The organism is Rhodoferax sp. GW821-FHT09E07 (assembly GCF_059416145.1).
Map to the genome: position 1 here is coordinate 499,434 of NZ_JBWKOP010000001.1, position 17,422 is coordinate 516,855.

Annotated in this window: 15 protein-coding genes; 6 read left to right on the plus strand and 9 right to left on the minus strand. The window is 61.5% G+C overall.

Annotated features, from left to right (window positions below; translation table 11 throughout):
- Window positions 1–5: 5 nt before the first annotated feature.
- Both AC07OE_RS02485 and AC07OE_RS02490 read right to left on the minus strand, forming a co-directional pair.
- Complete coding sequence (locus tag AC07OE_RS02485; RefSeq protein WP_495068974.1) at window positions 6–344, minus strand: 4a-hydroxytetrahydrobiopterin dehydratase; 339 nt, start codon at window positions 342–344, stop codon at window positions 6–8.
- Between the two features lies 1 nt (window position 345).
- Window positions 346–1,638, minus strand: a complete 1,293-nt coding sequence (locus AC07OE_RS02490) for a M48 family metallopeptidase (protein WP_495068975.1) — start codon at window positions 1,636–1,638, stop codon at window positions 346–348.
- A 36-nt stretch (window positions 1,639–1,674) separates the two neighbouring features.
- On the opposite strand from AC07OE_RS02490, the gene orn reads away from it, so the two are divergent.
- Window positions 1,675–2,256: an oligoribonuclease gene (orn, locus tag AC07OE_RS02495; RefSeq protein WP_495068976.1), complete on the plus strand. Its 582-nt coding sequence runs from the start codon at window positions 1,675–1,677 to the stop codon at window positions 2,254–2,256.
- 232 nt (window positions 2,257–2,488) lie between these two features.
- On the plus strand, window positions 2,489–4,420 hold the full coding sequence (locus tag AC07OE_RS02500; RefSeq protein WP_495068977.1) for a DEAD/DEAH box helicase: 1,932 nt from the start codon (window positions 2,489–2,491) through the stop codon (window positions 4,418–4,420).
- Between the two features lie 67 nt (window positions 4,421–4,487).
- Here AC07OE_RS02500 and AC07OE_RS02505 read toward each other — a convergent pair whose 3' ends face one another.
- The gene (locus AC07OE_RS02505; RefSeq protein WP_495068978.1) at window positions 4,488–5,357 is read right to left on the minus strand and encodes an NAD(P)-dependent oxidoreductase; all 870 of its coding nucleotides are present in this window, start codon (window positions 5,355–5,357) and stop codon (window positions 4,488–4,490) included.
- A 105-nt stretch (window positions 5,358–5,462) separates the two neighbouring features.
- Window positions 5,463–6,440 carry a GMP reductase gene (locus tag AC07OE_RS02510; protein WP_495068979.1) on the minus strand — a complete coding sequence of 326 codons (978 nt, stop codon included), beginning with the start codon at window positions 6,438–6,440 and terminating at the stop codon, window positions 5,463–5,465.
- A gap of 191 nt (window positions 6,441–6,631) precedes the next feature.
- Here AC07OE_RS02510 and AC07OE_RS02515 point away from each other — a divergent pair, with 191 nt between their 5' ends.
- Both AC07OE_RS02515 and AC07OE_RS02520 read left to right on the plus strand, forming a co-directional pair.
- Complete coding sequence (locus AC07OE_RS02515; RefSeq protein WP_495068980.1) at window positions 6,632–9,052, plus strand: UvrD-helicase domain-containing protein; 2,421 nt, start codon at window positions 6,632–6,634, stop codon at window positions 9,050–9,052.
- Window positions 9,053–9,078: 26 nt separating this feature from the next.
- On the plus strand, window positions 9,079–9,399 hold the full coding sequence (locus tag AC07OE_RS02520) for an antibiotic biosynthesis monooxygenase family protein (RefSeq protein WP_495068981.1): 321 nt from the start codon (window positions 9,079–9,081) through the stop codon (window positions 9,397–9,399).
- A gap of 55 nt (window positions 9,400–9,454) precedes the next feature.
- Here AC07OE_RS02520 and AC07OE_RS02525 read toward each other — a convergent pair whose 3' ends face one another.
- Together AC07OE_RS02525 and AC07OE_RS02530 are read right to left on the minus strand one after the other, a co-directional pair.
- Entirely contained in the window at window positions 9,455–10,090 is a 636-nt protein-coding gene (locus AC07OE_RS02525) for a choice-of-anchor C family protein (RefSeq protein WP_495068982.1), read from the minus strand.
- A gap of 23 nt (window positions 10,091–10,113) precedes the next feature.
- The gene (locus tag AC07OE_RS02530; protein WP_495068983.1) at window positions 10,114–10,746 is read right to left on the minus strand and encodes a choice-of-anchor C family protein; all 633 of its coding nucleotides are present in this window, start codon (window positions 10,744–10,746) and stop codon (window positions 10,114–10,116) included.
- A gap of 157 nt (window positions 10,747–10,903) precedes the next feature.
- On the opposite strand from AC07OE_RS02530, the gene AC07OE_RS02535 reads away from it, so the two are divergent.
- Window positions 10,904–12,745 (plus strand): serine/threonine protein kinase, encoded by a 1,842-nt coding sequence (locus AC07OE_RS02535; RefSeq protein ID WP_495068984.1) that lies wholly within the window; start codon window positions 10,904–10,906, stop codon window positions 12,743–12,745.
- 104 nt (window positions 12,746–12,849) lie between these two features.
- Window positions 12,850–14,799 (plus strand): PhoX family protein, encoded by a 1,950-nt coding sequence (locus tag AC07OE_RS02540; RefSeq protein WP_495068985.1) that lies wholly within the window; start codon window positions 12,850–12,852, stop codon window positions 14,797–14,799.
- A 61-nt stretch (window positions 14,800–14,860) separates the two neighbouring features.
- Here the strand turns inward: AC07OE_RS02540 and AC07OE_RS02545 are convergent, their stop codons facing one another.
- The 3 genes from AC07OE_RS02545 to AC07OE_RS02555 are packed head-to-tail and all read right to left on the minus strand — an operon-like array spanning window position 14,861 to window position 17,387.
- On the minus strand, window positions 14,861–15,619 hold the full coding sequence (locus AC07OE_RS02545) for a FecR family protein (RefSeq protein WP_495068986.1): 759 nt from the start codon (window positions 15,617–15,619) through the stop codon (window positions 14,861–14,863).
- Entirely contained in the window at window positions 15,616–16,395 is a 780-nt protein-coding gene (locus AC07OE_RS02550; protein WP_495068987.1) for a BPSS1780 family membrane protein, read from the minus strand. Before AC07OE_RS02550 ends, AC07OE_RS02545 begins: the two co-directional genes overlap by 4 nt.
- The gene (locus AC07OE_RS02555; RefSeq protein WP_495068988.1) at window positions 16,392–17,387 is read right to left on the minus strand and encodes a homoserine kinase; all 996 of its coding nucleotides are present in this window, start codon (window positions 17,385–17,387) and stop codon (window positions 16,392–16,394) included. The genes AC07OE_RS02550 and AC07OE_RS02555 overlap by 4 nt, the downstream gene beginning before the upstream one ends.
- Window positions 17,388–17,422 lie beyond the last annotated feature (35 nt).

The window sequence follows — 17,422 nt, forward strand, 5'->3', positions numbered from 1 at the left end:
GGGACCTAGGACGCCTGCAGCGCGTCAACCAGCGCGGCGCATTCAAAATCGGAGCGCGATACGCCTTGCACATCATGCGTGTTGAAGCGCACGCTGCAGCTGCTGTAGGTCACCAGCAGTTCGGGGTGGTGGTCCTGCTGCTCAGCGATAAAGGCCACGGCGTTCACAAACGCCATGGTCTTGAGGAAGTTGTCAAAGCGGTAGGTCTTCTCAATCGCGACGTCGGCGCCGTCGCCATGCAGCTTCCAGCCTTCCACTTTGGCCAGGCTTGCTATGATTTGTGTAGCTGTCAACGCAGTGCGCACGGGGGGCGGCGGCACTTTATTTTCCAAGGCTTGGGTCATGTCAGATTCCCGTGGCTGGGGCCAGCATGCGGCCCAGGCGCTCGGACGCGGGCGGGTGCGAGTAATAGAACTTCACGTACACCGGATCGGGCGTGAGCGTCGAGGCATTGTCCTTGTAGAGCTTGAGCAGCGCAGAAGACAGGTCGGCACCACTGGTATGGGCCACGGCATAGGCATCGGCCTCGAACTCGTGCTTGCGCGACAGCTGCGCAAACACCGGGCCGACAAAACTGCCCAGTAGTGGCAGCACCATCATGAACAGTAGCAGGGCCAACGCGTCGTTGGCGCCCGTCATGTTGGGTACTACACCCAGGCCGGTATAGAACCACACCTGCTGGCTAACCCAGCCCAACAGCGCAAAGCCCAGCAAGCTGAGACCAAACAGCGAGACCATGCGCTTGACGATGTGCTTGTGTTTGAAATGCCCCAGTTCATGCGCCAGCACCGCGTCCACTTCGGCCGGGCTGAGTTGGGCGAGCAGTGTGTCGTAAAACACCACGCGCTTGGAGGCACCAAAGCCGGTGAAGTAGGCATTGGCATGCGCACTGCGCTTGCTGCCGTCCATCACATAGAAGCCCTTGGAGGTGAAGCCACAGCGCGCCATGAGGGCGGATACGCGGTCTTTGAGTGCCACATCGTCCAGTGGTTTGAACTGGTTGAACAGTGGCGCAATCCAGGTGGGGTAGACCAGCAGCATGAGCAGGTTGAAACCCATCCATACACCCCAGGTCCAGACCCACCAGTAGGCGCCGGTAGCGCCCATCATCCAGACCACCAGCGCGGCAATGGGCAGGCCGATGATGGCACCCACCAGCGTGGACTTGAGCAAGTCCTGGAGCCAGAGCTTGGGCGTGGTCTTGTTGAAGCCAAAGCGCTGCTCCAGTACAAAGGTGCGGTAGAGCGTGAAGGGCAGGTCCAACACCGAGCCGATCACCATGAACGCGGCCAGCAACGCCACCTGCTGCATCACACCAAGGGCGATCCATTGCAGCAGCGTCTGGTTCAGCCACGACAGACCGCCCAGCAGCGTCCAACCCAGGGTCACCGCGGTGCCAAAGGCCAGTTCCAGCAGGCCAATGCGACCTTGGGCCACGGTGTAGTCAGCAGCCTTGTGGTGGGCTTCCAGGCTGATCTGAGCCTGGAAGGCGGCGGGCACGGCGTCGCGGTGCTGGGCCACATGGCGCACCTGGCGCGTGGCCAGCCAGAATTTAAGCAGCACGCTGGCCAGCAAGGCCACAGCAAACGCCGCTGTCATCAGGAGGGAGGAAGAGTCGGCAAGAGATGCTTCGGTCATGGCGCCAGAGTTTAGGCCATCGGCGACAATGCCGGCATGGCTGAATCCAACACCCCCACAAGCGCCGTATTGGCAAAATCCGACAAAAACCTGGTCTGGCTGGACTGCGAGATGACCGGCCTGGAGCCCGAGGTGGATCGGATCATCGAGATTGCCGTTATCGTGACCGACCCGGACCTCGGCAACCGCGTGGAAGGCCCGGTCTACGTGATCCACCAGACTAATGCGCAGTTGGACGGCATGGACGCCTGGAATAAGGGCACCCACGGCAAGAGCGGGCTCATCGACAAGGTCAAGGCCTCCACCACTACCGAAGCCGAGGCCGAAGCCGCGCTGATTGCCTTCCTGAGCCAGTACGTGCCCGCCAACGGCTCGCCCATGTGCGGCAACAGCATCGGCCAGGACCGCCGCTTCCTCGTGAAGTACATGCCCAAGCTGGAAGCGTTCTTCCACTACCGCAACCTGGATGTGAGCACGCTCAAAGAGTTGGCCAAGCGCTGGAAGCCGGGCGTGGCCGAGTCGTTCAAGAAGCAGCAAAAACACACGGCGCTGGCCGATGTGCACGAGTCCATTGACGAGCTGGCCCACTACCGGACGCACTTTTTAAAATTGGATTAGGTAGAAACCCGAATTCGTGTCATAATCGAGAGCTTCGCAGGTAACGCCATGTGGCGGCCAGCGATTTTTGTACATCTCCCTTCATTCACCGGGCTCGCTTTTTCAAGCGATATACGCCCCCAGCACTGAGACCCCCATGGCGGGGCAGAGCAGGTTCCGTTTGATGGTTGATGTTTTTTAACCATTGACGGAGCAGCCGCACACCCTGCGGCGCTCGCGTGTGAGAAAAAATATGACTGACGCTTTTGAAGTGACAGGCGAATTCACGCCTGCCGAAAACATTTCCGTGCCCGCTAACACCGTGGAGTCCACCGGCGAAACCGCCGAGCTGGACGCTGCCGACGCAGTGGAAACCATTGAAGCCCCCAACGGCTTCGTCGAATTGGGCCTGGCCCCTGAGCTGGTGCAAGCTTGTAAGGACCTGGGTTACACCCAGCCCACCGTGGTGCAGAGCAAGGCCATTCCTTTGGCCATGGGCTCCGGTGCAACCAAAGACCAGGCCGCCAAGTACATCGACCTGATGGTGTCCAGCCAGACCGGATCCGGTAAGACCGCCGCCTTCCTGCTGCCCGTGCTGCACACCCTGCTGACCCAATTGGCCCAAGCCGAAGCCGACGAGCGCGCTGAATTCGAGCGCTTGACTGCTGAGGCCCTGGCCAAGGGTGAGCCCGCCCCCAAGCGCCCTAAGCGCAAGGACCCCACCAATGCCCGCAACTTCAAGGCTCCGACTCCCGGCGCTTTGATCGTTTGCCCCACCCGCGAACTGGCCCAGCAAGTGGCGCACGACGCGATCGACCTGGTGCAACATTGCCGCGGTCTGCGCGTGGCCAATATCGTGGGTGGCATGCCTTACCAACTGCAAATCGCCAAGCTGCAAAACGCCAACCTCGTGGTGGCCACACCTGGCCGTCTGCTGGACCTGCAACGTTCCATGCAAATCAAGCTGGACCAAGTGCAGTTTTTGGTGGTGGACGAAGCCGACCGCATGCTGGACCTGGGCTTCTCCGATGACCTGGCTGAAATCAACCAGCTGACCATCGCGCGCAAGCAAACCATGATGTTCAGTGCAACCTTCGCGCCCCGCATTCAGCAGCTCGCTGCCCGTGTGATGCGCGAACCCCAGCGCGTGACCATCGACAGCCCGCAAGAGAAGCACGCCAATATCAAGCAAGTGCTGCACTGGGCCGACAATGCCACCCACAAGCGCAAGCTGCTGGACCACTGGCTGCGTGACACCTCCATCAACCAGGCGATCATTTTTGCCAGCACGCAAATCGAATGCGACGGCTTGGCCAACGACCTGCAGCAAGACGGTTTTGACGCTGTAGCATTGCACGGTGCCCTGAGCCAAGGCCTGCGTAACCGCCGCCTGATGGCGCTGCGCCAAGGCCAGGTGCAATTCCTGGTGGCGACCGATGTGGCGGCCCGCGGCATTGACGTGCCCACTATCACCCACGTGTTCAACTTTGGCCTGCCCATGAAGGCGGAGGACTACACCCACCGCATTGGCCGTACCGGCCGTGCCGGTCGCGATGGATTGGCCATTACGTTTGCCGAAATGCGCGACCGCCGCAAGATTTTCGACATCGAAGCCTACAGCCGCCAACCGATCAAGGCAGAAGCGATTCCTGGCTTGGAGCCGCAACAGCGTGCGCCTGAGTCGCGCCCCAGCTTTGGTGGCCGTGGCAACGGTGGCGGCTTCGGCGGCGACCGTGATCGCAAGTTCAGCAACGGCCCCCGCGAAGGTGGCTTTGGTGGCAACCGCGGCAATGGCGGCGGCTTTGGTGGACGCCCACCTGCTGGTGGCCCCCGTGGTTTCGGTGAAAACTCCCGTGACTTCGGCGGTGCAGCCAAAGAAGGCTTCAGCTACGAACGCAAGGGCGGTTTCAACGACCGCTTTGCCGGCCAAGGCGCTCCCCGCGGTGATGCACGTCCTCCACGTGACTTCCAGCCGCGTGGTGACTTCCACGCCCCCCGTGGCGATTTTGGTGCCCATCGCGGTGACTTTGGCGCTCCCCGTGGTGACTTCGGTGCAACGCGCGGCGACTTTGCAGCCCGCAAGCCCGCCTTCGGCAAGCCCACTGGCTTTGCCAAACCTGGCAACGGCGGCAAGGTGTTTGTGCCCCGTGATGCAAAAAAGCGTCCGGCGCGCAATACGGATTGATCTGCCTTCGATCACCCAGCAAAAAGGCCTCGCAAGAGGCCTTTTTTTCGTCCCAATGTTTTGGGGGTCAAGCCATGCCGTTGCGGCTGGCAAGCTCCACAAACAGGCCCGCGTGGTCTAGGTCGGCCAGTCCGTGGTCGATGCCCTCGGCGTAGAGTTTTTCAAATAGTGCGGTGATGGGGGCATCAAAGCCGACTTCGCTGGCGGTGGCCAGAGCATTGCGCAGGTCCTTGATCTGCACGGTCATGCGCGCACGCGGCGCAAAGTCACGGTCCACCATGCGTTGGCCGTGCACTTGCAGAATGCGGCTGTCGGCAAAACCGCCGGTGATGGCTTCCTTGACCTTGCCCATGTCGGCTCCGCCGCGCTCGCACAGGAGCAAGGCCTCGGCCACTACGCCAATGGTGGCGCCCACAATCATTTGGTTAGCGAGTTTGGTCAGCTGGCCAGAGCCGATGGGGCCGACATGGGTGGGCCGGCCAAATACCTTGAGCACCGGTACGGCGCGGTCAAAGTTGCTGGCCTTGCCGCCCACCATGATGGCCAGCGTGCCTTGCTCTGCGCCCACGGTACCACCCGATACCGGCGCATCCAGGTAGTCCACGCCCAGCTCGCTCAGGCGCGCCGCATGGTCCTTGGCTTCGATGGGTTTGATGGAGGACATGTCCACCAGCAGAGTGCCAGGTTGGATTGCGCTAGCAGCACCCAACTCAAACAGCACGTGGCCCACCACACCGCCGTGGTCGAGCATGAGGATCACCAGTTCGGCATCCTTGACCGCTTGGGCCGGGGTGGCGTGCACCGTTGCGCCCAGGGGAATGAGTGGTTCGGCTTTGTGCCGGGTGCGGTTCCACACGTGTACCGAATGCCCTGCCTCACACAGGCGGCAACCCATGGGGAGGCCCATGAGGCCGATCCCGAGTAATGCTATTTTCATGGTGACTCTTGTGCTCCTCGGCACAAGAATAGCGCCACCCGCTGCAAGGCGGGTGTCAGGGGCTATTCAAAGGCTGTCGAATCCCTGACAGCCTTGGCCCATGGCTTACATCAGCAGGTGTTCGCCCGCATTGTCTCCGCCTAGGGTCACGTAGTTCACCTTGCGGATGTCCATGAGCCTCTTGCCACCCGCGTAGCTGATGGAGCTTTGCACGTCCTGCTCCATCTCTACCAGCGTCTCGGCCAGCTTGCCCTTGATGGGTTCGAGGATGCGTTTGCCTTCGACGTGCTTGTACTCACCCTTGTTGAAGTCACTGGCTGAGCCGTAGTACTCCTTGAACAGGGCGCCGTCCACTTCCACGGTCTTGCCGGGCGACTCTTCGTGGCCTGCGAACAGCGAGCCGATCATCACCATGCTGGCGCCGAAGCGGATGCTCTTGGCAATGTCACCGTGGCTGCGAATACCGCCATCAGCAATGATGGGTTTGGTCGCCACCCGGGCACACCATTTCAGCGCGCTGAGCTGCCAACCGCCGGTGCCAAAGCCGGTCTTCAGCTTGGTGATGCAGACCTTGCCCGGGCCCACGCCCACCTTGGTCGCATCGGCACCCCAGTTTTCCAAATCGATCACGGCTTCGGGTGTGGCCACATTGCCGGCAATCACGAAGCTGCCGGGCAAGTGCTTCTTCAGGTAGATGATCATGTCGCGCACGCTGTCGGCATGGCCGTGGGCGATGTCGATGGTGATGTACTCAGGCGTCACGCCCAGTGCCACCAACTGGTCCACGGTGGCGTAGTCGGGCTTCTTGACGCCCAGCGAGATGGACGCAAACAGGCCCTTGGCGTGCATGGCCTTTGTGAACTGCACGTTGTCCAGATCAAAGCGGTGCATCACGTAGAAGTAGCCGTTTTGCGCCAGCCACTCGCAGATGGACTCGTCCACCACGGTCTTCATGTTGGCGGGGACGGCGGGGATGCGGAATTTGCGGCTGCCCAGCTCGACGCTGGCATCGCATTCGGAACGGCTCTCCACCCGGCATTTGCGGGGCAGCAAGAGGATGTTGTCGTAGTCAAAAATTTCCATGGCCCAAGCTCCTATCCAAAGTTTTCAAATTCAAAACAATGGGCGCTTGGAACGGACCCGGCCATAAAAAAACCGGGTCCCAATTGCTTGGGCCCGGTGCGCGATTTTAGGCGGATTGGGGGCAGGGCGGTATATGGATTTTTGTATGGGGGCCAAACAGCCGGGTCTTTGCGCCTTTCTACAATCGGGGCATGCATTCCCTCGCCGACCCTGGCAACACCTCCCCCCTGTTACACAACCTCAACCCCGAGCAACTGGCCGCTGTGACGCTGCCAGCTGAGCATGCGCTCATCCTTGCGGGGGCGGGTTCGGGAAAAACCCGTGTGCTGACCACGCGCATTGCCTGGCTGCTGCAGAACGGCTATGTTTCGCCCGGTGGCATTCTGGCGGTCACCTTTACCAACAAGGCGGCCAAGGAAATGATGACGCGGCTCTCCGCCATGCTGCCGGTGAATGTGCGTGGCATGTGGATTGGCACCTTCCACGGCTTGTGCAACCGATTTTTGCGCGCGCACTACAAGAATGCGGGCTTGCCGCAAGCCTTCCAAATTCTGGACACCCAGGACCAGCTGTCCGCCCTCAAGCGTCTGTGCAAGCAGTACAACATTGACACCGAGCGCTTTCCGCCCAAGCAGCTGGGCTGGTTCATTGGCAACTGCAAGGAAGAAGGCCTGCGCCCCAAGGACGTGGTGGCCAGCGACCCGGACACGCGCAAGAAGATCGAGATTTACCAGCTGTATGAGGACCAGTGCCAGCGCGAAGGCGTGGTGGACTTTGGCGAGCTGATGCTGCGCAGTTACGAGCTGCTGCGTGACAACAAGCCCATCCGCGAGCACTACCAGCGGCGCTTTCGCCACATCCTGATCGACGAGTTCCAGGACACCAACAAGCTGCAGTACGCGTGGATCAAGATGATTGCGGGGCAGGGCAGCGACGGGCTGCTGAATGGCGATGGTGGCGCCGTGCTGGCCGTGGGAGATGACGACCAGAGCATCTACGCCTTCCGCGGTGCGCGTGTGGGCAACATGACGGACTTTGTGCGCGAGTTTGCGGTGCAGCGCCAGATCAAGCTGGAACAGAACTACCGCAGCTACAGCAACATCCTGGACAGCGCCAACGCGCTGATCAGCCACAACAGCCGCCGCCTGGGCAAAAACCTGCGCACCGAGCAGGGCGCGGGCGAGCCGGTGCGTGTGTACGAGGCGCCCAGCGACTTTGCCGAGGCCACCTGGATGGTGGACGAGATCAAGCAGTTGATCCGCGACGATGTGGAGCGCAAGGAGATTGCGGTGCTCTACCGCAGCAATGCGCAAAGCCGAGTGATTGAAACCGGCCTGTTCAACGCCGCCATTCCCTACCGCGTGTACGGCGGCCTGCGCTTCTTCGAGCGGGCCGAAATCAAGCACGCACTGGCCTACTTGCGTCTGCTGGAGAACCCCAATGACGACACCAGCTTCTTGCGCGTAGTGAATTTCCCGGTGCGTGGCATTGGCGCGCGCAGCATCGAACAGCTGCAGGACCAGGCCAAGGCCACGGGCTGTTCGCTGCACGATGCGGTGAGCCTGTTGCCGGGCCGCCCTGGCGCATTGATAGGCGGCTTTGTTGCCAAGCTGGACGTGCTGCGTGAGCAGACCACTGACAAGACTCTCAAGGACATCATCAAGCTGATGCTCGACAACAGCGGTCTTCTGGAGCACTACCGCAATGAGCGCGAAGGCGAAGACCGCGTGGAGAACTTGGACGAACTGGTCAACGCCGCCGAAAGTTTTGTGATGCAAGAAGGTTTTGGCCGGGAGGCGCCGGGCATGGCCCAGCTGGTGAGTGCACCCGCCGCCCTGACGCAAAGCCCGGCTAGCCAGGGCCTGAGTGGCGAGGCGCTGGATGCGGCGCCCGAAGACTTTGGCGACACTGGCGAAACCCTGTCGCCGCTGCAGGCCTTCTTGACCCACGCCGCGCTGGAAGCCGGTGACAACATGGCCGCCGCCGGGCAGGACGCCATCCAGCTCATGACCGTGCACTCCAGCAAAGGCCTGGAGTTTGATTGCGTGTTCATCACCGGCATGGAGGAGGGCCTGTTCCCGCACGAGAACTCCATGAGCGACCACGACGGGCTGGAGGAAGAGCGGCGCCTGGCTTACGTGGCCATCACGCGCGCGCGCAAGCGCCTGTACCTCAGCCATTCGCAAACCCGCATGCTGCATGGGCAGACGCGCTACAACCTCAAGAGTCGCTTCTTTGACGAGCTGCCCGAGGAATGTCTGAAGTACCTGACGCCCAAGCAGCAGCCTATGCCCGCCGGTGGCGGCATGGGGGGCTTTGGTAACAGCTGGGGTGGTGGTGGATATGCTACGAATTCAGGAGCTAATCGCGCATATTCCACGGGGGCTACAGGCCAATTTGGCTCTTACTCGGCACCGCCGAAGGAAATTCCCCGCAAGGAAGAACCCACCGGCCTGCGCAAGGGCCAGAAGGTGTTCCACACCAAGTTTGGCGAAGGCACGGTACTCACGCTGGAGGGCGCAGGCGACGACGCGCGGGCGCAGATCAACTTCCCGCGCCACGGAACCAAATGGCTGGCGCTGAGTGTGGCCAAACTCACGCCGGTTCCTTGAGCACTTAACTTACCGAGACGACCTCTATGAGCCTGGACATTGCCAATACCCCGCCCGCGCCGTATTACGCGGTCATTTTCACCAGCCTGCGCACTGCGGTGGACGAGGGCTATGGCGACATGGCCGAAAAGATGGTGGCACTGGCTGCGCAACAGCCCGGTTTCCTGGGAGTGGAGTCCGCACGCGATGGCGTAGGCATCACCGTGTCGTACTGGACCGACCTGGAGTCCATCCGGGCCTGGAAGGCCAACGCCGAGCACCAGGTGGCGCAGCAGCTTGGGCACCAGAAGTGGTACGCCGCATTCAAGACCCGCATCGCGCGGGTGGAGCGCGACTACAGCCTGTGAACGGGCATAAAAAAAAGGCCTGTCAAAGACAGGCCTTTTTTGTACAAGAAGCTGTTTAAACCGACTTGCTTTGCTTGCGGCGGCGTGCCAAGGTGCCCATGAGGCCCAAGCCCGCGAGCAGCATGGCGTAAGTTTCAGGTTCGGGCACGGCGGTGACCGAGATATTGTCCAGTGCGGGGCCGGCATTTCCAGACACCAGACTGGCAAAGCTCAACGTGGTGTGCGAGCTCACCGCTGCAAATTGGGTGGTGTAGTGGGTCCAGCCCATGTTGCCGCCATTGTGCCCGGTGACATTAAAGTCATACAGGCCATTGGAGCCGAAATTGACCGAAAGGCTCTTGGTTACGGGGCCGCCAAAAGGGTTCCCAGCCAAGTCAAACGACAAGGTGTAGACCTGTCCAACGACGGTGCTGAGCACTTGGGAAATGGCACTCTTGCCCGTCCCGTTCAGGTCCAGGCTGTTGTGGCCGCCCGCAGGCGTCCAGAAGGAGCTACTAACCAGATCCACGTTGCGCAGAGCAATGGTCCAGCCTGTCAGTCCTTGGGAAACACTGTTAAAAGTGTCGAAGCCGCCAGCACTTTGCACGGTTTGGGCTTCAAAGCCACCATTCACCACCAAGTTGGCAGCGCCGGCTTGGGTAGCGCCGGCCAGCAGGGCGACTGCCAGGGCGATTGCGTTCATTTTTTTCATAGTATGTTTTTCCCTGGATCAGTTCATTTGGAGGCAGCGGCGCGACGACGGCGCACTGCAGCACCCACGAGGCCCAGGCCGGCCAACAACATGGCATAGGTTTCGGGTTCTGGAACGGCGGTCACGGAAATGTTGTCCAGCGCGACACCGTAGGGAGACTCTTGCAGACCGGCGAAATGCAGCGTGCTGGTAGTGCTCACGGCCTGGTAGACGAAGCTTTTGGTAATCCAGCCCATATTGGAGTGGGTTTTATTGGCCGTATCGAAGCTATAGACAGGCTCTTGGCTTAGGCCCACTTGCAAGTATTTGACTGGGTCGCCGCTGTCGTCCGGATTTCCCGCGAGGTCAAACGAAATCAGGTATTTCTGGCCGATCACGGTGGCAAAGGTCTGGGAGATCGTGCCGTCTTCGTTGCCGCTCAGGTCCAGGCTGTAGTTTCCGGAGGAAGGGGCCCAGTAATGGTTAATCAGGTCCACGCTACCGTAGTTGATGGTCCAGCCGGTCAAGCTGCCGGTACCGGCGCCGTAAGTGGCGAAGCTGCCATTGAACGTGGAGGACTCGAAACCGCCGTTGACGATGAGGTTGGAGGCGGCGGAGGCAAATGGCGAGAGAGCCACCAAGGCCACACCGGCCAGCCACTGCTTGGAAATTTTCATGACGATCCCTGTTGTGAAATGGCAAGGCGAGACTCGCCTTACAGTTGTAAGCAATTGTCAGGGGTTTACCCGCGGTTCGCCATAGTCCATCCGGACTAGGTCTGTCTGGGCCAAGATCCGTAGTCCTTTCGCCCCTCCTCTATAGTGCGGCCTGTTCATGCTTAACGAAGCCCAGAAATCCCCCCGTTCCCCCTCTCGCGCCTCCCTGCAAGTGGTGGCGGGTCGTTATCAATTGCTGCGCAAGATTGGTAACGGTGGCATGGGGGCGGTGTATCTGGCCAAGCAACTGGGCGTGGGCAACCAGGTAGCGCTGAAGTTTTTGCCGGCGCATTTGTCAGACGATCCACAACTGCGCAGGCGCTTTGAGCGCGAGGCTGCGCTGAACCTGGAGGTGAACCACCCGGGTGCGGCCCAATTGTTGGACGCTGGCACGGATGCGGATGGTCAGCTCTACCTTGCTTTTGAGTATGTGGAAGGAGATGACCTTTCCACCTTGTTGGACCGCGAAGGGGCACTCTCGTTTGACGATGCCATCACACTGACTTGCAAAGTTGCTGAGGTGCTGGCCTTTGCCCACGCCAAGGGCGTGGTGCACCGGGATATCAAGCCTGAAAACATCCGGGTGCGGCGCGACTTGGCGGGGTTGCATGTGAAAGTGCTGGACTTTGGCATTGCCCGCCTGATGGACGGGGTGGGCACCCAGCTCACGGTGGATGGCAGCGTGGCTGGCACACCGCGCTACATGGCACCCGAGCAAATTTCTGCTGAGGCCATTGATGCCCGCACCGATGTGTACGCGCTCGGGCTGGTGCTGTTCGAGGCACTGAGCGGACGCGAGGCGTTTACCCGGGACACCACCTCCCAATTGCTCTGGGCCCAGCTCAACGATCCGGTGCCTGCGCTCATCGAGGTACAGCCCTTGCGTGACTATCCGGCGCTGGACGCCGTGATTGCCCAGGCCTGTGCCAAGGCTCCGGAAGAACGGTTTGCCGGAATGCAGGCTTTTGTCGCGGCGCTGCGGTCCTTGCAGTCGCCGCAGTGGTGGGGGGTGCCGGTGGCCGTACCGCGGCGTCCCCGGGCCGTGTTCAGTGGTGCGGACGTGTCCGGGCGTGAGCCCGTGCAGCTGCCGCGGCCCGGGCGCAAGACCTTTTTGCAGATTCGCGCGAGCGCATGGGCGGCCATTGCTGTCGGTGCGTTGGCAGTGGGGCTGGCCAGTACGGCGCTGTGGGTGGCACTGTACCAGCGTAGTGCACGCGCTCCGGCGCCGGTGCTGCCGCCATCGGCCGTCGTGGTGGCAGCCACACCGGCCTCGGCACCAGCGTCTGCACCTGCTGCGTTGTCGGCGTCGGCCGTGGTGGCAACTGCACCGGCCGCAACGGTGGTGCCCGCCAGGCCTGCAGTGGCAACGCCCGCCAAAGCGGCCTCGGCCCCTGCGCCCACCGCCACCGCGACGGCCGCGGTCCCCACAAGCGGCGAGATGCCCGAGTGCGCACAGTTGAGCGTTTACGACACTCCGATGACCAAAATGACTGTCGCGCAGCTGGAGGCATTGGCCCGCAATGTGAAATACATGGCGCCGTCCGTCATTGCCAACCAGATGGATGTGATCAAGACCCGCGCAGAGAGCTTCCACCCCGATTCCCGGGAGTGTCTCTACCGTTCCATGCTGATCAGCATTGTGCTGAACGAAAAAGTGGTACTGGCTTCCACCCCCGCCTTGTGGGGCCACAGCCATACCGTACCCGAGCTGGAGCGCCTGTTCATGGAGCAGCCCTTGCAGCAGGACTGGACCCCGGCCCAGCGCAAAGACGTGCTGCGCCAAATTGAAACCCTGTTCATTGCCAACCTGCAAAAAGATGCGCCGGGTGATGACGTGTACTGGCGCCGCATGTACTACGGCCTGATCTTCATGTGCGAGGCCACGGGCGAGGCGCGTGAAAAAGCCGGTGCCAAGCGGGTGAGCGAAGGCAGTTGTCTGAAGATCAAGCCGACGGTCTAGCCATCCAGCGCGGGCGGAGCGGCATGCCACGGTTTATTCACCAAACTGTCATACGGCGTTTTTAGGATGCGCTCTGTTTGTCCACCTTCGAACGGAAGCCCTGCATGTCGCACACCCCTTTGACCACCCGCCGCTCGGCGCTCAAAATTTTTGCCACGGCCCCAATGTTGCCTTTGGGCGCCTTGGCCTCCAGCACGCTGTTGGGTGGCTGCGCCACCTCGGGTGCTGCCAGTTCCAATGCACCGTTCGCGTCTGCAGCATTCAGCGGCATGGCAGCCCCGTCGCTGGTCAATCCTGCGGCCATGGCCACCACCACCGTGGCTTCCAGCCTCCAGGTGACGTTGCAAGATGGCACCACGCGCGCCTACAAACTGGCCTATGAGCCCTTCTTCATCACCGGTGACCGCGTGCCCGATGGCAATGGTGGCACCATGCTGGCCGGTGGCTACGTGGATATTTTGAACAAGCCCATCATGGATACCTCGGTGCCCGGCAAGGAGCGCCAGTTTTTTTCGGACTGTCCCGATGGCACCTCGCTACTGCAGCTGCCCACCACCACCGTCAAGGGCATCAAGGGCAAGGCGGTGTTTGCGGTGGTGCAGTTCGAGTACACCAATGCGGACCAGAGCGGCGCTGACGCGTACGGCACGCTGCCATCGCCCATCGCCGTGCTCACGCTGGACCAGGACCCCGCCAGCGGCAAGCTCACCCTGGTGAAATACCACAACGTGGACACGTCGCAGGCGCAAGGCCTGTGGATCACCTGCGGCTCCAGCCTGTCGCCCTGGGGCACGCATTTGTCCAGCGAAGAATACGAACCGGATGCCTTCTTCGTGGCAGAGAACAAAGTGTTCAAGTCGTTCAGTAAAAACCTGTTCGGCGACGAGAGCATCGCCAACCCTTACCACTATGGCCACCTGCCCGAAGTGACGGTGAACCCGGACGGCACAGGAACGCTGGTCAAGCACTACTGCATGGGCCGCCTCTCGCACGAGCTGATTCAGGTCATGCCCGACAACCGCACCGCACTGATGGGCAATGACGCCACCAACAGCGGCCTCTTCATGTTCGTGGCCGACAAGGAAAAGACCCTGTCTGCCGGCACGCTGTATGTGGCCAAGCTGGGCGAGGGCTTCTCCATCGACCCCGCCGCGCCCGGTGCCAAACTCAGCTGGATCAAGCTGGGGCATGCCACCAGCGACGAGATTGAAAAGCTGGCCAACAAGCTCAAGCCCACGGACATCATGGACGTGCGCAAGACCGACCCGAATGACGCCAGCTTCACCAAGATTTTTTACAACGGTGCGGTCAACTGGATCAAGGTCAAGCCCGGTATGGAAAAGGCGGCCGCCTTCCTGGAAACCCAGCGCTACGCCTACCTGATGGGTGGCAGCATGGGCTTCACCAAAATGGAAGGCACCACCGTCAACATCAAGGACAAAATTGCCTACTCTGCCCTGCAGAACATCCAGGATTCCATGGTGAAAACCGGCAAGGGCTGGAATGCCGCCAGCGGCATTGCGCTGGACAAGCCGCTCATTGCAGGTGGCGTGCTGGCACACACTCTCGGCGGTGGGCAGAATGACCAGACCGGTGCTGCCATCAAGAGCGATTGGGTTCCCTCGCTGACTCGGATGCTGTTGGTGGGCGAAGATACAGCAGCCGATGCACTGGGCAACCGTGCCAACCCCGACCTGGTCTCCAATCCCGACAACCTGAAGTTCTCCGAGAAACTGCGCACGCTGTTCATCGGCGAGGACAGCAGCACCCATGTGAACAACTTTTTGTGGGCTTACAACGTGGACACCAAGCAGCTCAGTCGCCTGATGTCCATGCCCTCGGGCGCCGAGGCCACGGGCTTGGGTGTGGTGGACGACTTGAACGGATGGACCTACATCACGAGCAACTTCCAGCACCCCGGTGACTGGTTGCCCGCGCTGCACGGCAAGGTGCAGGCCACGCTGGACCCGCTGGTGCGCGCCAACTACAAAAACCGCTTTGGTGCGGCCGTGGGTTACCTGACCGGTGCGCCTGCCGCGATCAAGCTGGGCTGAGCGCCGAACCGGCAACAAAAAAAGCCGGGCACTGCCCGGCTTTTTTTGTTGGAGAAGGCTTTCAGCGTCCTAGCATTTCGGCCGGGTGCATCTGGCCTTCCTTTTCTTCCATATAGCCTTTGCCGTCCTTGACGCCTTTTTTGCCCAGGATTTGCCAGGCCGTCTGTTGGTCCACCAGCTTGGCCAGGTACTCAAGCTCCTCGTCGGTGTGGTTGATGGCCTTGGCAGGCGTCAGCATGCGGCCTTCCTTGGGCTGCACTTCGCCCCAAAACGCCTGATGGTAGCTGGAGCGGCTCACGGTTTTGTCGTTGCCTGCGGCCATTTCCACCGTGCCATAGCAGTTACAGAAGTAGCTGCGGTTGTCCTGGTTGGCAAAAATCTCGGTGTACACACCGGTGCCGCGGATACCAGCGGTCAGCGTGGGGGTGATGATCTGGCGGCTGGTGCCCTTGCCCCAGACGCTGACCACCGCGCCCGTGATCATGCGCAGCACGCTCACGGCATTCAGGGTGGCGCCACGCTCGACCGTGATGCGTGAGTTCTGGCGCACGTGGAACGAGGAGCTACCCACCACAAAAATGAGGCTGGAACCCGGGCCGGTCACGATCTCGTCCCCCGTTTGCACGGCCTGTTGCGCCAGCAAGCGGCTGCCGTTGAGGGTGGCGTCGCCCACCAGCTCCACAATATTGCTGCGCGATTGGGCCTGGGCCGCGGCAAAGCCGCCCATGGCAGTCCAGCCGGCTGCCGCTTGCAAAAAGCTGCGGCGCTGGAACCACAACACCTCGGATTCGCTACGGCCTTGGAGGGAGTGCTGCGTCATTCGGATGCTCCTGGAGTGACTTCAAACGAGTCTTGGAAGGTGAAATAAATCGAGGTAAAGAACATGGCCGCCATGGCCAAGCTTGCAGGGATCAGGATAGTCGCGATCAACTCTGGGCTGCCCACAATGGCAGCCACGATGGCCACGGTAAGGCCCATGGAGAGGAACACTGCCATCCACACCAATCCGAACAGGGCAAAGGCCCAGAAGTTCCGCAAACAGGCCACCATGCTGAAAAACAGGCTTTTCACGGGCGAAATGCCATGCCAGTGCACCAGCGCCGGCGCATGCCAGAACAGCAGGGACAGCGGCAGGTACAGCGCCATGGCCACGAGGGCTGCGGCCTGAAAATCGCTTTGCTGCAGCACTTCGGCGCTAAGTTCGCCGCCCAGCAGGTAGAGGCTGGCAAATTTGCCGCCATCCACCAGGGCCGACAGGCCCATCACCAGTAAAAAGCCCAGCGCATAGAGCACACCCAGCACCAGCATGGCACGCAGCTGCTGGCGCCCCGCGCGAAACGCACTGACCAGCACCATGGGCATGGGGAACTTGCCCTTGGTGGTCTCTTCGGTGGCGGCCATCAGCCCCAGCGTGGCGGCGGGCAGCAGGGCCAGTGCAATCGCGTTGCCCAGTGCGGGCACAAAACTCAGCACGGACATGGCGGCCATGAACAGAAAGAACAGCCCTGTTAGCGCCAGCGGCTGGCGAAAGAAGGTGCGAATGCCTTGGCGCACCCATTGCACTCCGCGGCCGGCTGGAACGAGTTGGAGTTTCATGCGGGAAGGGCGTCGGCGGCTTGCAACTGCTGCAGGGTCAGTGGGTGGGCCACGCGCTGGCGCAGCACGCGCTCGAAGTGGGCGGGATCGTGGGGTTTCAGCATGGAGGCCTCGCGCGGCAAATGCCAGTCCCACAGTCGGGAAATCCAGAATCGCAGGGCCCCGGCGCGCAGCATGGCGGGCAGCAGTTCGCGCTCCTGCGGGGTCAGGGGGCGCACGCTGGCATAGGCCGCAACAAAGGCTATCGAGCGCTCCAGGTCGGCGGCGCCGGTGGGCAGGTCGATGCACCAGTCGTTCAGGCACACGGCCAGGTCGAACAACCAGGCGTCGGTGCCGGCAAAATAGAAATCGAAGAAACCGCTAAGCACGGGCGCACCGTCCACCGTGTCAAACATCACGTTGTCGCGGAACAGGTCGGCGTGGATGGCGCCGCGCGGCAGGGCGGTGTAGGCGCTTTGGCTGGCGATGTGGTTCTGGTAGGCCAGCTCTGCCTGCAGCAGCTGGGCCTGGGCGGGCTCCAGGTGCGGCAGCACCACGGGCACGGTTTCGTTCCACCAAGGCAGGGCGCGCAGGTTGGGCTGCTGCATGCTGAAGTCACGCCCGGCGAGGTGCATGCGTGCCAGCATGGCGCCGACCTGGCGGCAATGCTCCACGCCTGGAGCCAGCTCGCTCTTGCCTTTGAGGCGGTTCACCACGGCGGCGGGCTTGCCGTTCAGGGTGTGCAGCACATCGCCATCGCGGTTGGCGGCCGGGTCGGGCACGGGAATGCCGTGAAAGGCCAGGTGCTTCATGAGTCGCAAGTAAAACGGCAACTGCTCGGCACTGAGCCGTTCAAACAGCGTCAGCACGTAGGGCGCTTGGTCGGTGGTGACGAAGTAATTGGTGTTTTCAATGCCTCCGGAGCAGCCTTCCAGGGTTTGAAGGTTGCCCAGCTTGAGGGATGTGAGGAAAGTGCTGGCCTCGTCGAGCGAGACCTCTGTGTAAACCGCCATGGGGGCAATTGTAGGGGCCAGCCCGGCCAAACCGC

Coding starts and splice junctions, on each gene's coding strand:
- AC07OE_RS02485 (WP_495068974.1), bottom strand. CDS start 344: ATGACCCAAGCCTTGGAAAATAAAGTGCCGCCGCCCCCCGTGCGCACT.
- AC07OE_RS02490 (WP_495068975.1), bottom strand. CDS start 1,638: ATGACCGAAGCATCTCTTGCCGACTCTTCCTCCCTCCTGATGACAGCG.
- orn (WP_495068976.1), top strand. CDS start 1,675: ATGGCTGAATCCAACACCCCCACAAGCGCCGTATTGGCAAAATCCGAC.
- AC07OE_RS02500 (WP_495068977.1), top strand. CDS start 2,489: ATGACTGACGCTTTTGAAGTGACAGGCGAATTCACGCCTGCCGAAAAC.
- AC07OE_RS02505 (WP_495068978.1), bottom strand. CDS start 5,357: ATGAAAATAGCATTACTCGGGATCGGCCTCATGGGCCTCCCCATGGGT.
- AC07OE_RS02510 (WP_495068979.1), bottom strand. CDS start 6,440: ATGGAAATTTTTGACTACGACAACATCCTCTTGCTGCCCCGCAAATGC.
- AC07OE_RS02515 (WP_495068980.1), top strand. CDS start 6,632: ATGCATTCCCTCGCCGACCCTGGCAACACCTCCCCCCTGTTACACAAC.
- AC07OE_RS02520 (WP_495068981.1), top strand. CDS start 9,079: ATGAGCCTGGACATTGCCAATACCCCGCCCGCGCCGTATTACGCGGTC.
- AC07OE_RS02525 (WP_495068982.1), bottom strand. CDS start 10,090: ATGAAAAAAATGAACGCAATCGCCCTGGCAGTCGCCCTGCTGGCCGGC.
- AC07OE_RS02530 (WP_495068983.1), bottom strand. CDS start 10,746: ATGAAAATTTCCAAGCAGTGGCTGGCCGGTGTGGCCTTGGTGGCTCTC.
- AC07OE_RS02535 (WP_495068984.1), top strand. CDS start 10,904: ATGCTTAACGAAGCCCAGAAATCCCCCCGTTCCCCCTCTCGCGCCTCC.
- AC07OE_RS02540 (WP_495068985.1), top strand. CDS start 12,850: ATGTCGCACACCCCTTTGACCACCCGCCGCTCGGCGCTCAAAATTTTT.
- AC07OE_RS02545 (WP_495068986.1), bottom strand. CDS start 15,619: ATGACGCAGCACTCCCTCCAAGGCCGTAGCGAATCCGAGGTGTTGTGG.
- AC07OE_RS02550 (WP_495068987.1), bottom strand. CDS start 16,395: ATGAAACTCCAACTCGTTCCAGCCGGCCGCGGAGTGCAATGGGTGCGC.
- AC07OE_RS02555 (WP_495068988.1), bottom strand. CDS start 17,387: ATGGCGGTTTACACAGAGGTCTCGCTCGACGAGGCCAGCACTTTCCTC.